This is a genomic window from Thermocatellispora tengchongensis, assembly GCF_014202315.1.
Classification (GTDB): Bacteria; Actinomycetota; Actinomycetes; order Streptosporangiales; family Streptosporangiaceae; genus Thermocatellispora; species Thermocatellispora tengchongensis.
The window spans coordinates 37,832-51,591 of record NZ_JACHGN010000017.1 but is presented as its reverse complement, the minus strand read 5'-3'; the positions used below and the strand labels follow the sequence as shown (position 1 = coordinate 51,591).

Sequence of the window (13,760 nt, the reverse complement as noted above, 5' to 3'; positions counted from 1 at the left end):
TGCCTGCCTATGCCGTTCGCCTGCCTGGCTACTCCCTTTTCGCGGCACGGCGTCCGCGCACGGGGGCGGCCGGCCGCCAGTTTCGCAGGGCGTCGTCGGTCAGGCCGTACTCGCCCTGAATCTGCTGGCGGTAGCCGGCGAAGAAGTCGGCCGGGGAACCGCTGTACATGGGGTCGAACTCGTTGTGCCACTGATATAGCCATGGCTGCAGTTCCAGCAGGCCCGCGAGGAACGGGGTGATCTCCTCGGTGGACAGGGCGTGGTTGGTGAAGTACGTGGCCAGCGCCTGAGCCTGTTCGCGATGGTCCCAGCCCGCCCAGCCGTACAGCTCTGGGGTGCCAGAGGTGGTCGAGGGGTAGGAGATGAACCGCTCCTTGGGCACATCGAGCTTGCCGCGTGCCCGCCAGTAGGACGGCTTGATGAAGTCGGCCGATGTGTACTTCGGCGGCACGGGGATCGAGTCGCGGATCTTCCGCTTGCTCGGCTCGTCCGGGGCGGCGTCTTCTTGGCGCTGGAGGTCCCAGACATGCTCCCAGTCGGCGCGCTTCTTCAGGCCGGACGGCTTGTAGCGAAGTACGGCGAGGAACGGAACGTGCTCGTCGGCGAGGAGCTCGGAGACAACGGCCATCAACTCTCGGCGGGGAGCGTAAAGGGCGGCTACAGAGGCGAAGTCCTCGTCGCGGGAGAGGGCGTCGGCAAGGCGTGCGAGCGTGATCATGGCTGGCTGGCCATTTTCGTCGTACCAGTGCTCGCGCGCTTCGATGCGATCCAGGAGCCAGGAGCGGAGTGCCTTCTCCTGGAGGGCGTCCCATCCCTCAGTCGCCCAGCGCCGCTTGTACTCGGGCCGCTCGATCATCCCGATGGCGCGAGAGGATTCGATGGCGTCGATGCGCTTCTGCACGATCTGCTTGTACGACTCAGGCCAGTGCCCCGGGATCTCGATGATCGGCGTAGATCCGTGCCGCTTGAACCACTCGTCCGATGCCTCTCCTCTGGCCAAGCGGCGGGCGAGCACGATTTCGAAGGCGCGCTCCCCAACGGCCAGTTCAGGCACGTCGGCCTCGCTTGGGGTGTGCAGGTCCTCTTGGTAAAGGTCGTAGATCGAATAGACCTTCCAGTCCAGTTCCTCTTGAAGAGCAATCATTCTGGCCCGGATAGCCTGCCAGGCTACCCTGGCCTCACGCAGAGTAGTAGCGGTAGGAGTTCCTGCGGCGGCGATGGCAGAAGGGCTGGTCGTACCAAGCTGTCGAGCGAGGGCATCAAGGGCTGCGCCGAGCTCGGTGGGAAATTTTACAGGAATGGGGAACTTCTCAAGACTGGAACCGGTGAATTCAAATCGGTGCTCCCAAAGCTCATCCGATATGCCGCCACCGATTCCACCATTACCCTTTGACTGACTCATCATCTTGAGCCAGAAGCAGGCAGTGGAGCTGTTGAGCAGTCCAAGCAGCCGCAGATGCTCCTCCTCGCTCGCTCCCTCCCGTAGCTTAATCACTGGGGCAGAACGGTTGAATACCTTCCCTCCCCGATCCAGCACGAAGTGGTTATGTGTCGCAACGAACCCAAATACGATCGACAGCGATGTGCGGTAGACAGAAGAGGTGTACTGCATGTAGTCCCACCACTTGAGACCCGCGTCAGCCATATCCCCTTGGAAGGTGCGTCGCACTTCAAGCACGCGCCGCAATGGCCAGAGGTCAGTCGCAAGATCTCCGGGACGCAGTTCCTTCGCATAGGGGAACCAGATGGCCTCTTCAGGTTCAGCCCTCCAGTCGCGAACGATCTCTCCAACCATCAGAGGGCGCAAGCCTTCGGGATTGGCAACAGTTCTGTAACTCGCACGAAGCGGCCGGATGTATGCTTCATCCGCGCCAGCTCGGATCGCCCGGCCGATAGGTGGATCTATTACCATTTTCATGCGCTGTGCGCTGACAGCGTCAAGCTGCTCGACCATTTCAAGTCCGCCATCAGCAAGCACCCAGGGCTGCTTTGCGAAGTACCGTTCACGGGCGAGGTCAGCAGCAGATACCCACCGGCTGACAGACCCTGGCTTATCAATCTGTTCAACGATCGCGTTCCAGACCAGCCCATTCTCGGCATTCTCCGGCTCGGATGGCTCGCCCTGCACACTCCGAACTGTGCGGACGGTTTCCGCACGGTTCTTCCCCGAACGCCGTGTGCCGATGAGAATCACGGTCGGAGTCCCATGCCCAGGGATGAACGCGCCCGACGTGTCGATGACCTCGGTCAACTCGACCTTATGAGCGAAAAACTCCTCGATGAGCTTGGTACCGAACTCCCGCTTCATAAACGAGTTCGCAGTAATCTGACCGACCAAGCCATAACCCCGTCCGTCAGCATCGCCCCGCTTGGCCAGCTCAAAGAACCGCTGCGCGAATGGCACTGAGAGCGCATACGTACCCGCACAGGCTTTGTACAGCTCTCGGTACAGCTCATTCAGCTTCTTGTCCTTGACAGTGATGTACGGTGGGTTGCCGACCACTACGTGGTAGCGGCCCGGCTCCAAAATGCCCGGATGCTCACCTACGTCCTCCGTAGCGTAAGTGAACTTGGCCAGTTCGTCCTCCTGGTCAGCGACGAGTTCCAACTCTCCCTGACCTGTGGTGCCGCGGACACCGAACTCAAGCTGCCGTTCCTTGATCAGCGAGTCGCCCACGGCCAGGTGGATCGGCCAGTCATACTTGGCCGCCGCCAGCAGAGTCCGGATGTTCGCAGCCGCCATAGCGGCCATCAGCAGACGGAACCGCGCGATGGCCACCGCAAACGGGTTCACGTCCACCCCATGGACCGAGTCCAGCGCGGCGCGCACTCGCTCGTGCCGATCGACGTCTGGCCGGCGCTCGGCCCACAGCCGCACCAGCCGCCGGAACGCGCTCAGCACGAAGTGGCCCGACCCGCAGGTCGGGTCGATCATCTTCAGTTCCTCGAAGCCGAACTCCCGCACGGCCGGGTCCATCGTCCGGTCGAGGATGAACTCCTCCACGAACTCCGGGGTCTGCAGCAGCGCGTACGTCTTCCGCGCCGCCTCCGACAGATCCTGGTACAGGTCGCCGAGGAAGCGGGTGTCCCAGCCCGACGTGCCGTCCTCGCTCAGCGGGTCGGTGAAGTCGTGCACGAGCGTTCCCGTCTCGTCTTGCTCGCGCCAGAACTCAAGCAGTGCCCGCGCCCCGTCGTGCGAGAGCGGGATCTGGAACAGCGGGTTGTGCGCCCGGTCGAACAGCAGCTTGCCCGCCTGCCCCTCCCCCAGCTCTGCGAAGGCACGTTCCAACCAGCCGCGATAGGTCGGGTCGGGGTCCTCCTCGACGTACGCCTCGTACCGCGCCTGCGCCAGGTCCCGCCGCTCGGCCTCCGGAGCCGTCAGGTAGGGCTCGGGGATCAGCCGGTTGTCCTCGCAGAAGCGCACGAAGACCGTGCCCAGCACCCAGGCCACCCCGACCTGCGTAACCCGCTCGTCGAGCCAGGAAGTCCAGGTCGCCGCCGTACGGCCCAGCTTGCGCGCCTGGTCATACTCCGCGCGCAGCCGCGCCTCGGCCTCCGGCAGAGCCTTGACCTGCTTGGCAAGGTCGGCCTCGACCGCCTTGACCTGCTGCTTCAGGTCCTCCAACAGCGCCTTGCGGTCGATCATCTCGCCTCTCCCCACACCTTCTGACTCTTCGCCGCGGCCCGGTGCTCGTTGCTGACCCACGAGTCCGGCAGCACGATCCACTCACCCAGCCCCGCCTGATACGGCACGGCGACCGTGCCCAGCCTCGGCTCACGTTCCGGGTCACCCTGCGGGCACAGCAGCCACAGCCCTCGCATGCCCTGCCGGGCCGCAGCCGCCAACCGGTCGAGCACGCCCATGGCGTCGTAGCGGGCGAACACCATGGCATCGGTCAGCAGCACCGGGCCGGCGCCCGACTCCAGCAGCCCACGTACCCTCGGCTCGATCCGGCCCCAGGCGGTACGCGCATATTCCGCGAACTTCAGCGCCGCCCTGGTGCCGGGCTCGGCGACGTCCGCGCGCAGGATGGTCTCCCAGGTCGGCTTGGTGCCCGGCGGCACCAGCTCGTGCATGACCTCCAGGAACAGCCCGGTCATCGAGACCGCCTCGGCCCCGAACCTGCCGGACCCACCCGCAAGCTCGGCGATCGCCTCCCTGGTCAGCCCCGCACGTACGGTGAGCACCCGGAACCCGTCCCGGCGAGCCGAAGCGGCGAGCCGTTCCTCCGCGCGCACCGCTCCCGCGATCTGGGGGTCGTCGGCATACCGGGTGATGCCGGTGGTGGCGGTGGTGTGCCGCCAGGCGCGCACGGTCAGGTAGCTGGAGACCGTGTCCATGCGCGTCGGCAGATAGCGAGGGGTTCCGGTGTCCTCTCGAGTGGACAAGACAAGGTCGAAACCCGCGTCCCGCAGGGCCTTGGTCAGCGCTCCCCCGGTCGGCAGCTCGCGACCACCCCGGCCGTCCGTCAGCTCGGGGAAACGGGCACGCACCCGCTCGTGGATGTCCTCGGCGGTCAGGCCCGGCTGCCGTCCCTCCGGGACGCCCGGGATGAGCCGTACCAGCCCCGCCTGGGTGAGCCGTAGCGCCCGCACCAGCGGAAGGTCACGCGGGTAGATCTCCAGCCGCGGCGTGGCGGCGGCGTTACGGGATGCGGCGACGGCCAGCTCGACCATGCGGCGCTCGTCCCACTCGATAGCGCCAGGCGGAGGGGTGATCGCCCCCAGCTCGCCCAGCACGGTCGTGGCTGTCGGCAGCGTGTCGAGCTTGGCGAGTCGGTCGGCGACCCGCCCCAGACGGTGGGCGTAGTCGAGCAGACCGGGAGCCGACGGAGTGTCGGGACCGTCGTCCTCACCGACCTCCAGGGCCAGCAGGCCCGCGCCCATTCCCTCGTCCACGGCCTCCCGGTTGGCGGCGTGCCGGAACGCGCTCTCCTCCGGGACGAGCTGTTCCACCTCCACCACCGCCCGTACGGCCGCCAGGGCAAGCGCGCGGCGCTGTTCGCGGCCCTGCAGGCGCGTGCCGCGCCGTACGGCCAGGGCGTCGGCGATCTCGGCGGCGGAGGCGACCCGGCCGAGCCCGGCCAGCAGCGCCAGGATCTCCTCCCGCAATGCCCCTACCGCAGGCAGCTTCTTCCATCGCGTCCGCTGGGTCTTCAGCATCTGCGGGATGCGGCCGGCGCTGAGTTCGAGGGCCGTGGCAACGTCTTTCTGCTTCGGCCAGACCCCGATGCCGGGCAGTTCGCCGTGCTCATCGGGGAGTCGGAGCAGCAGCCGAACCATCTCGACCTCGTTGCGGTTCGACCCGTTGCTCTTCAGCTTCGGCACCAGCAGCGCGGCGATCGTATCCAGGCTGACGGAGCGCAGGACGCGCTGGGAAAGGTCGTCCGCGGCCTCCCCCGCTGCGAGGGTGTCCGCCAGTGCGGACTCCGCTGCGCTCAGCCGCTCCAGCTCCTCTTCCGCGGCGCGGCGGCCCTCCGGGGTGAGCGGCGAGATGGGCGCTTGGCGCAGCCGCTCGCCCCACTCGCGCTGGCGGCGCTGGATCTCGTTACGGGTCTTGGCACCGAGGCCGGGGGCGTTGACGAGGTTGCGCTGGCTGTAGTCCAGCAACTCGCCTACGGTCGTCACGCCCAGGCCGTACAGGAACGACTCGGCGGCCGGGGTCAGACCCGCGGCCGAAAGGTGGGTGTCGCGGGTGACCTCGGCGGCCAGCCGGTCGCGCTGCTGCTCTGCCGACTCCGGCTCGGCTTCGGCGATCGCCGGGGCCGCGCCACCCGTCTCGTCGGAGGCCGGGTGCCGGGAGGTTCGATGACCGGACGGAACCGTCTCCGCCATGTCCAGGAAGATCTTCTTCCAGGCGTCCCGCATCGGCTTGAGATCGCTGAAGCGCCGTGCGACATCACGGTGCAGGGCCTTCTGGAAGAAGGCGACGAGCCCATCCCGGATCGCCGGGTCGAACGCGTCGGCCGCGATCGTCGGGAAGGGCCAGTCGTCCGGATCGGTCTGGCGAGGCGACACCTTGCCGTCGCCCCACTTGGGCAGCTCGCCCGAGGCCATCTCGTGCAGGGTGACGGCGACCGCGTACCGCTCGGCGTGCGCGTCGTACACCGAACGCGTCAGAGTGCCGATGAACGGATCGAGGTAACCGTCGGTGCCGGCGTCCGTCTCCTGCACCGGGTATCCGGCCAGCGAGAAGTCGATCAGCACCAGCTCGCGGGTGCGGTTGGGACGCACACGGATGGCGATGTTGTCCGGCTTGATGTCGCGGTGCCAGACGCCTTCGCCCTCCAGGAAGTCGACCGCGCCGAACAGGTAGTCGCCGTACGCCTCCAACTGGTCGACCTGGAGCCGGCCGCCCTCGCGGAGCTGCCGCGCCACGGTCTCCTCGCGACGACGCGTTCCGCTTGCGGACTCCCCCTGCTCGTCCGGGTCCCGCTCGTCGCCGACGTACTCCAGCACCAGGACCGTGCGGCCACCGATGAGCAAGGGCTCCGGCTCGACCAGCCGGATGATCCGCGAATCGGGACGCAGCCGTCCCATTACCTCGGCCTCGCGGGCCAGGACCTCGCCGCGGCTGTCGGACAGGGCCACCTTCAGCACCGCGAGCGCGCGGGCCCCACGTGCCTGGTCGGCCTGCAGATCCCGGACGAGGAAGGCGCGGCTCGTCGAGCCGGTGCCCAGGCGGCGCCGGACCTCCCAGCGGCCGGCCAGCACGTCGCCCGCGACGGCCTCCAACGGGTCTTTCTCGGGGGTCTGCGCCGACGCACCGGTGTCACCCGAGCCGGAGGCGGGGGCGGTCAGTGAGTCCTCCACGCACTCAAGCATCTCCAGGAACTCATCGACCGTCGCAAGCCGCCGCTCGGGCCGGTAGGCGGTCGCGGCCTGCACCAGCTCGTCGATGTCCTCCGACAGGCCGTCCACGATCGCACTGGGACGCAGGCCCTCCCCCGCCTCCAGCCGGGCCAGCAGTTCTGCCTGGCTCGCCGCCGGAGGCCGCCCCGTTGCCAGCAGATAGGTGAGCACGCCAAGGCCGTACACGTCGAGGGCGATCGGATCGGGACTCACCGCGGTCAGCTCGGGCGCCAGGTACGGGTCCGACCCTTCGGCCAGGTGGATCGCCGACAGGGCGGTCGGCGCGAACCGGGTCATGCCCTGCGACGATCCGCTGCCGCTGCGCTGCGTCGCGATCTGCCAGTCGGAGATCTGTAGGTGCGGTGCGAGCCAGGCCGCCTCCTCCCCGATGGCCTGCCCCTCGCGGCCCCGGTTGCGGGGGATCACCTGCACCGAGCGCGCGGCCAGCGCGCGATGGTGGATCCGGCTGGAGTGCGCGGAGCGCATCGTCTCGGCGAGCTGCCGAACCAGGACCATCCGGCCGAGGATGTCGAGCTTGTCGCCGTACTGAACCAGATACTCGTCCAGGCGCAGAGTCTGCGGGTGGTAGTCGAAGATCAGCGCCGGGCCGGCCGAGTGCCCGGAGGGGTCGTACTGCTTGAGCTGCACGACGCCGGGGTGGCGAAAGCGGCGCAGGATGGCGGCCTCACGCCGGGCGGCGTTCTCGACGGACGCCCGGATCGACTCGTCAGAGCCGCGCTCCCGCAGGTAGATGCGGACCCGCGCCAGCTCGGGCAGCTCGCTGTGGCGGGCTAGGTAATCAGCCCACGTGGGACCGGTGTCGAAGGACTTGCGCTCCAGGAGGTACGGGCCGACCTTGTACTCCGCGTCGCTACGGCGTATGCCCACTCGCTCCAGCGCGGTCTTGACCTGACGGGAGTCGGCCGGGGTGATGCGCCGCCGCTCGTCACGCGCGGGCTGCCGCAGCATCTCGACGAGCCTGTCGATCGTGTAGACGCCGTTCTGGTCGTGGGCGGGCAGGTTCACCCGCAGCGAGGAGTCGGTGAAGCACACCGCCGCGGACACCCACACGCGCTTACCGTTCTGCCCCAGCAGTGTGGCCAGCTCCTTGGCCTTCTTGTTCACCAGGTGCAGCGGATTGCCATGCGGGATGCGGCGTCCGTCGCGGGTGGTCTGCACCCAGGTGCCGTTCTCGGTGGTGAGGCTGCCGCGCCAGTCCTTGAGCTCGACCATGCAGACGCCACCGGGGGTGATGACCAGCAGGTCGACCTCCCGCACATGACCGGCGTGCGCGGTGAAGGTGAAGTTGGACCAGGCCCGCCAGGGTTCGGCGTCGGGGAGCTTCTCGCGGATGGCCTCGAGACCACGGCGCTCGTGGTCGAACTCGGACTCGGTGACGGTGGTCCACCGGCCTTCGAGCATGCGCCCACTCCGCTTTATCGATGTCATGCCTCGTCGGTCACCAGACGAGACGGCCCTTCGGCCGAATCGTATCGGCACGCGACGACGTTCGAGGAATCAAATGAACAGAACGTTGCAGGAAAGACGCCCAGCAAGAGGATGAGAACACTCACTCCCTTCCTCACCGGTCATCGACGGCCCTCTGTGTGAAGCTACTGAGCCGCTCCGTCACCAACCTCCACGCCGGTTCTAACGGGGGCGAGCGCCCGTGACGGGCGAGGTGCCCGTCGTTGGCGAATGATGCCGGGGCGGAGGCGAGGACCACAGACACATGCACAGCCCGACGATCACTATGGCGGCCGGTGTATCAACGCGAGCTTCACCCTGCCGGGCCGAGGATCAATCGACAGCACACGCTGCCCGTCCGCTCCATCATCGGGCCAATGGGCCCACACGACGCCGCTCGGGCCGTTCCACCAGAACAGAACAAGCGGTGATGTTGACACCGGTTCACCCCATATCATGCCTTATCGCGCCTTATCGTGCCGCCCTCCCCTGGGGTGAGTAGTGGGAGTAGAGCCGGTTGAGCTGCCCTACCCAGAATGCCTCCCGCTGCTGCTTTGACGGGTTAGGGGTGAGCAACCCTCGATCAGCCGCCAGCTTGTAGAAGCCACTGCCGGCATCGTTGCCGTCCAAATAGATGACCAAGGCTGAGATCATCAGGCCGGTCCTGGGAAAGTTGCGCTCAACGATCAGGCCCAGCAGGTGACCCATTGCCGAGCGTCCGCTTTGCACCCCGAAGTCAAAGCCGGGAAGGCCGGTGCGACTCTGGAGGACTGCATTAAGTTCCGTATAGCTCGTCGTCCGGCGTAAGCGCGCCCGCTCGATCAGGAAAGTTTCGCCCGCCTCAGCCAGCCGGTCCCACTCGCCGTCATCCCTGCCGTACATTGTAATGTAATCACCTCCATCTGGAGCGTAACCATCACTCGGCCCGAGCGGAGGACCAACAGCCTCTATACCGATACTTGCGCGCTGTCTTCATCGAACACCGGACCCGGGGCATCGTCATCGGCCGAAGCTCCACTGGCGGTGATGCAGGCAGTCGTTGGATCGTTCGCTCCATCACCAAGAAGATCTCCCTAACGCCACGCATCGTCGCCAGCGCTCACCATGGCTACACACTCACCATCTCGGCGCAGGTCCTGGGTATGCCGATTTTCGCCTAGCTATTGATGCTCGCCCAGACGAAGAACGACCCGACACTGCCAATGATCGCAATAGGGCCGAGAACGATTGCCGTGATCGCCAAGCCTTGCCCCTTGCCCACTTTGTTGGCCCGGCTCATTCCGAGCCCTCCGAAGATGCAGGCCATGACGCCGAGCACAAAGCCTAGGACCGGAACGAGCAAGGCGCAGACAAGCCCAAAGATACTCTGAATGAAGGCTGCGACCGCGAAGTTGTTACTGACGGGAACCGCCCCATGGACGCTCGAGTACGCAGGTATTTGGCCAACGTGCGACTGCATCCCTGGAAGGTGATGGCTAGAGTGGTACGACGCCTGAGGACCATAGGGCCCCTAAGTGTATGGGGCGACTGCGGACCCGGGTGCCCATATCCCGGCTTCTCGAGAGAATTCTCGGGATTCTTGGATCGAACGGAGATCGGGATTGTCTATACATAAATTCAATGGGAGGTCGATCAAAGTGACCGACTTCGATGATATTACTTCCGGCGAAAGCGCCATCGAACTTCGAGACCCGCAATTCTCCGTAAGTGGCGCGGCGGAACTGATAGCTTGGGCTATCGGGACCGCCAAGAAAGTGGTCCGAGGGATTCAATAGGAAAGCCTCTGCTAATGTGGCGGCGGTGTGCGCCCGCATCCGGCAACGGTGCCAATGCAGGTGATCCTCGACCGCTACGGCCGATCTGCTATTTCCCCTCTGCAATACGGTCCCGCTGATCCGGCGGCAAGTCTTGGCAATGGAACCTCCTCATGGCGACGGCACCAGAAGATGTCCAGGTCGGTGACAAGGTGCTGGCCGCTGATCCTGAAACCGGTGCGACCATGGCCAAACCGGTCACCGCACTGATCGCCGGCGAGGACTTCAAGAACCTCGTTCAGGCCACCGTTGACACCGATGGTCGCAAGAGCAACCAAACCGGCCTCGTCATCGCCACGGAGATCCACCCCTTCTGGGTGTTCGAGCTGCACGCGTGGGTCAACGCCAAAGATCTCAAGCCCGGCATGTGGTGGTTGCGGACCTCTGCCGGCACATACGTCCAGGTCAAAGCGATCAAGAAATGAACGGCCTACCAGCAGGTTCACAACCTGACCGTCGCTGACATCCACACCTACCATGTGCTGGCAGGCGACCAAGCGATCCTGGTTCAAAACTCTGATGGAAACGATCCAGAATCCAATATTGCTGGAAAATGCACCGGAAGGATCGATTGTTTCACCTATCACGGTCAGGCACACTTTGAGGTGCACGTTTACTGCTGGAAAGAGGTTGGAAACTACGGCAGTAATGGCTGGATCGGCAAACACGGACACTGCGCAGACATGAGACTCGATGACGTCGTGGAGAATCGTCTCAAGGGTGTGGCCGTTGACGAGATACGGCGAGCTAAACGTCTGGGTGCGGATGATACGATCAAGGGTGACTCCCGGAAGAGGCCACACGTCGGAGATGTCTGCTAGCATGCAATTCATCAAGATAGAGAATATCCATGGAGGCTTCTCCTTGAATCCCGAGCCCTACCTAGATATCCTGCCGTCACTGCAGGCTAGCCTGCCCGAAGGCGCTGCACGCTTCGCCTCGGACCCCGATCACTACAACTTCTTCGGAAGTCGCTGCATCAAGGACCTTCAACTTGGTTCGATCAGCCTTAGCGACAAGGTTGGGTTGCTGGCCGTTGTGATTGTCTTGGCTCCAAGCCAATTTAAGCATGAGCAAGCGCTTGAGATTTCATATTCCGATGTAGTTCAATTCGATGTGAGCGCTAAGGAATGGCGCGGAGTCGGCGAGATCTGGCCGGAAACGAGACGGCTGGGCGATGTTCAACTTGATGAAATCCTCCCGCATGAGCACGGATGCAGCCATGAACTACAATGCACCCGGGGGTGTTTGCGTATCATCGCGAGAGATCTGTCGGCAACCTGGTTCAGTCCAGAATAGCAGTTCCCCTTCTCCTTTGCTCGGAGGAAAAGGGGAACTGCTGTGACGGCTATGTTAACGCTGACCTTGAAAGGCCGGTGTTACAGCCCTATGGGGTAGTGACGGTCGTCCGCAGGTCGGCTATGCCCGATGCATGAGGTACGGCGAGGGCGGCGGGCTGACCGCCGGTGAGCGCGCCAGGCGGGCGGGCTCTTGACGAAGACCCGCATGCTCGTCCTCCAACAGGCCGCCCACGGACACGCTCTGGCTGGGGAGCGGCGCGCCTGCGATGCGTTCCTCGACGAATCGGCCGCGCTCGTCCTAGCATAGCCGCCCGGCGAAGTCGGCGTAGCCGGCCGAGAGCCGGAGCAGTTCGCGACGTAGCGGCCCTTCTGCTTGGCCGGCCAGCTCGCCGAGGGACTGGTACTGGCAGGTGACCAGTCCGATGAGGTGCCGGGGGCCCAGGAAAGCGTCGGCTGCGTAGTGGGATTGGAGCTGGGAACAATGGCAACAACAACGGCCCCAAGTCACCGCCTCGGCCTGCCCCTCCCACGCCGCAACCACCAAAAAACCCGCCAAGACAAGCCGGAGGAGCCGCCGCAGCCGACTCAGAAGCAGAGAGAACGACGATAATAACGCCAACGAAGAACCTCCCAAGTCCAAGCAAGAGCAGACCGACTGGGACTGCAAGATGGGCCCGTGCACCGGCAGCTACACAGGTCACACGGGAACCGTGGTGGCGTTGGCTGCCAGAGCTTCGTACCCGGCACCCACGTACTCATGGCGGATGGCACAAGCAAGCCCATCGAAGATGTCCAGATCGGCGATGAGGTGTTTGCCACCGATCCTGAAAACGATACGACCGAGGCCAAGCCCGTCATCGCGCTGATCCTCGGCCAGGACGACAAGAACCTTGTTCAGATCACGGTCGACACCGACGGGCGCAAGGGCGACCAGGCCGGCCTCATTATCGCTACGGACATCCACCCCATTGGGTTCCTCAACTGCACAAGTGGGTCGACGCAGAGGATCTCTCGCCCGGGATGTGGCTCCGCACCGCCGTGGGCACACGCGTTCAGATCAAATCGATCAAGAAGTGGACGGCGTATCAGCGAGTCCACAACTTCACTGTCCGGGACACGCACACGTACTATGTGCTGGCGGGCAAGACGCCGGTTCTCGTTCACAATGCGACACCATGTGATGAGGAGCTTGCCCGCGTCTGGACGTCTCCTAACAAGACCCTTTCTGACAGCTTCAATGAGCACTACAAAAAACGTGGCAGTCCTCTCGGAAAGACGGAAGCAGAATATCAGGACGACGCCAAGGCGTGGCTCGATTCAAACCCCGCCAGAGCAAGAATGAACTCCAAGCGGGTAGATTAGGGCGATGGGACAATGGCGGTCAAGTATACGAGCCCGAATGGCGGTCCGGGAGGAATCGTCCAGAATGGTAGGCTTGTTAGCTTCTGGTATGACGCCAATCACTAGAAAGAGGTGGCGGAGATGGAATTCATGGATTCCTACTGCATATGGAGACAGCTCATGCGTCCCCCAAGGGGGGTGGACGGAGAAACCGTTGACCTTCGAACCGACCTACTGGTCTCAGACGAGTACTTGCTGTCAGTGACGAACTTGGTGGAATATGGAATCTTCTCCCCTCCGGTGGTCGACGTATTGTCCTATCTGGACAAGCTCATGCTCCGTGCAGAGGGGATGATCGCGAAGGGGAGCCCTGGGGTTCAGGAATCCGCCCGTAACCTGCGCGCATACGCGGCACTTTCTCGCCAACTGTACCAGCAATACCTTGAAGTCGGTTCTCGCGAGGAATGATGATCCCTTCACATCGCATCCGGTGACCGCTTAGGCGATTAAGGTGGCCTTACGAGTTTCCGTAGGCCGCCTGCGCGCGGCCCCTGCGACGCTCTCGGCCACACAACTCGACCGCTCCCCGACTTCTCGGCCGGTATGAACCACCTCATCTCCAAGCGGATCATGACCGAGGCTGAACGGATGTTGCGCGGCATCGCGCTGGAAGACCTGGGGGAATCCGGCGGACAAGACGTCAGCGAGGCGGGCCGCATGGTGAATCTCTTTCATCTTCTGGCCGCCAAGAGCCGAGGTGAGAACTGGCATGCGTTCACCAGCATCGAGTTGGTGGTGGCCAGACAGGTCACCGTCGCTCTCACGGCGCGCCTGTGTGCGCAGCCGTTCCTGGGACGACCTAGCCGCCCGTCCAGACGGACGACATCTTAGATGATGCTCCCCCGTCAAACCGGCCGAACTTGGAGAATGAGGCGAACGATAATTCAGGAGCATAAGTACCCTATTGACACGCGCCGGGGTCTGC

At 64.4% G+C, this 13,760-nt stretch carries 8 protein-coding genes and 1 pseudogene; 5 read left to right on the top strand and 4 right to left on the bottom strand.

The genetic code is table 11. From position 1 onward, the window contains the following. Positions 1 to 28: 28 nt before the first annotated feature. The 4 genes from pglX to HNP84_RS34070 form a co-directional block, all read right to left on the bottom strand. The gene (pglX, locus tag HNP84_RS34085) at positions 29 to 3,646 is read right to left on the bottom strand and encodes a BREX-2 system adenine-specific DNA-methyltransferase PglX (protein WP_185054171.1); all 3,618 of its coding nucleotides are present in this window, start codon (positions 3,644 to 3,646) and stop codon (positions 29 to 31) included. Beyond that, positions 3,643 to 8,274 (bottom strand): BREX system serine/threonine kinase PglW, encoded by a 4,632-nt coding sequence (gene pglW / locus HNP84_RS34080; RefSeq protein ID WP_185054170.1) that lies wholly within the window; start codon positions 8,272 to 8,274, stop codon positions 3,643 to 3,645. Before pglW ends, pglX begins: the two co-directional genes overlap by 4 nt. Positions 8,275 to 8,790: 516 nt before the next feature. Beyond that, positions 8,791 to 9,201, bottom strand: coding sequence for a hypothetical protein (locus tag HNP84_RS34075; protein WP_221337127.1), 411 nt, complete (start codon positions 9,199 to 9,201; stop codon positions 8,791 to 8,793). 274 nt (positions 9,202 to 9,475) lie between these two features. Further along, positions 9,476 to 9,778 (bottom strand): hypothetical protein, encoded by a 303-nt coding sequence (locus HNP84_RS34070; RefSeq protein ID WP_185054169.1) that lies wholly within the window; start codon positions 9,776 to 9,778, stop codon positions 9,476 to 9,478. Positions 9,779 to 10,246: 468 nt separating this feature from the next. Here HNP84_RS34070 and HNP84_RS34065 point away from each other — a divergent pair, with 468 nt between their 5' ends. From HNP84_RS34065 to HNP84_RS34045, 5 genes and pseudogenes are all read left to right on the top strand, one after another. Then, the gene (locus HNP84_RS34065; protein ID WP_185054168.1) at positions 10,247 to 10,558 is read left to right on the top strand and encodes a polymorphic toxin-type HINT domain-containing protein; all 312 of its coding nucleotides are present in this window, start codon (positions 10,247 to 10,249) and stop codon (positions 10,556 to 10,558) included. 397 nt (positions 10,559 to 10,955) lie between these two features. Beyond that, positions 10,956 to 11,432 (top strand): hypothetical protein, encoded by a 477-nt coding sequence (locus HNP84_RS34060; protein WP_185054167.1) that lies wholly within the window; start codon positions 10,956 to 10,958, stop codon positions 11,430 to 11,432. Positions 11,433 to 12,191: 759 nt separating this feature from the next. Further along, positions 12,192 to 12,251, top strand: a pseudogene (locus HNP84_RS56880) (hypothetical protein); the annotation flags it as partial. Positions 12,252 to 12,415: 164 nt separating this feature from the next. Beyond that, positions 12,416 to 12,796, top strand: coding sequence for a polymorphic toxin-type HINT domain-containing protein (locus HNP84_RS51485; RefSeq protein ID WP_281396374.1), 381 nt, complete (start codon positions 12,416 to 12,418; stop codon positions 12,794 to 12,796). A 582-nt stretch (positions 12,797 to 13,378) separates the two neighbouring features. Further along, complete coding sequence (locus HNP84_RS34045; protein ID WP_185054165.1) at positions 13,379 to 13,666, top strand: hypothetical protein; 288 nt, start codon at positions 13,379 to 13,381, stop codon at positions 13,664 to 13,666. Positions 13,667 to 13,760: the final 94 nt, after the last annotated feature.

Coding starts and splice junctions, on each gene's coding strand:
- pglX (WP_185054171.1), bottom strand. CDS start 3,646: ATGATCGACCGCAAGGCGCTGTTGGAGGACCTGAAGCAGCAGGTCAAG.
- pglW (WP_185054170.1), bottom strand. CDS start 8,274: ATGCTCGAAGGCCGGTGGACCACCGTCACCGAGTCCGAGTTCGACCAC.
- HNP84_RS34075 (WP_221337127.1), bottom strand. CDS start 9,201: ATGTACGGCAGGGATGACGGCGAGTGGGACCGGCTGGCTGAGGCGGGC.
- HNP84_RS34070 (WP_185054169.1), bottom strand. CDS start 9,778: ATGCAGTCGCACGTTGGCCAAATACCTGCGTACTCGAGCGTCCATGGG.
- HNP84_RS34065 (WP_185054168.1), top strand. CDS start 10,247: ATGGCGACGGCACCAGAAGATGTCCAGGTCGGTGACAAGGTGCTGGCC.
- HNP84_RS34060 (WP_185054167.1), top strand. CDS start 10,956: ATGCAATTCATCAAGATAGAGAATATCCATGGAGGCTTCTCCTTGAAT.
- HNP84_RS34045 (WP_185054165.1), top strand. CDS start 13,379: ATGAACCACCTCATCTCCAAGCGGATCATGACCGAGGCTGAACGGATG.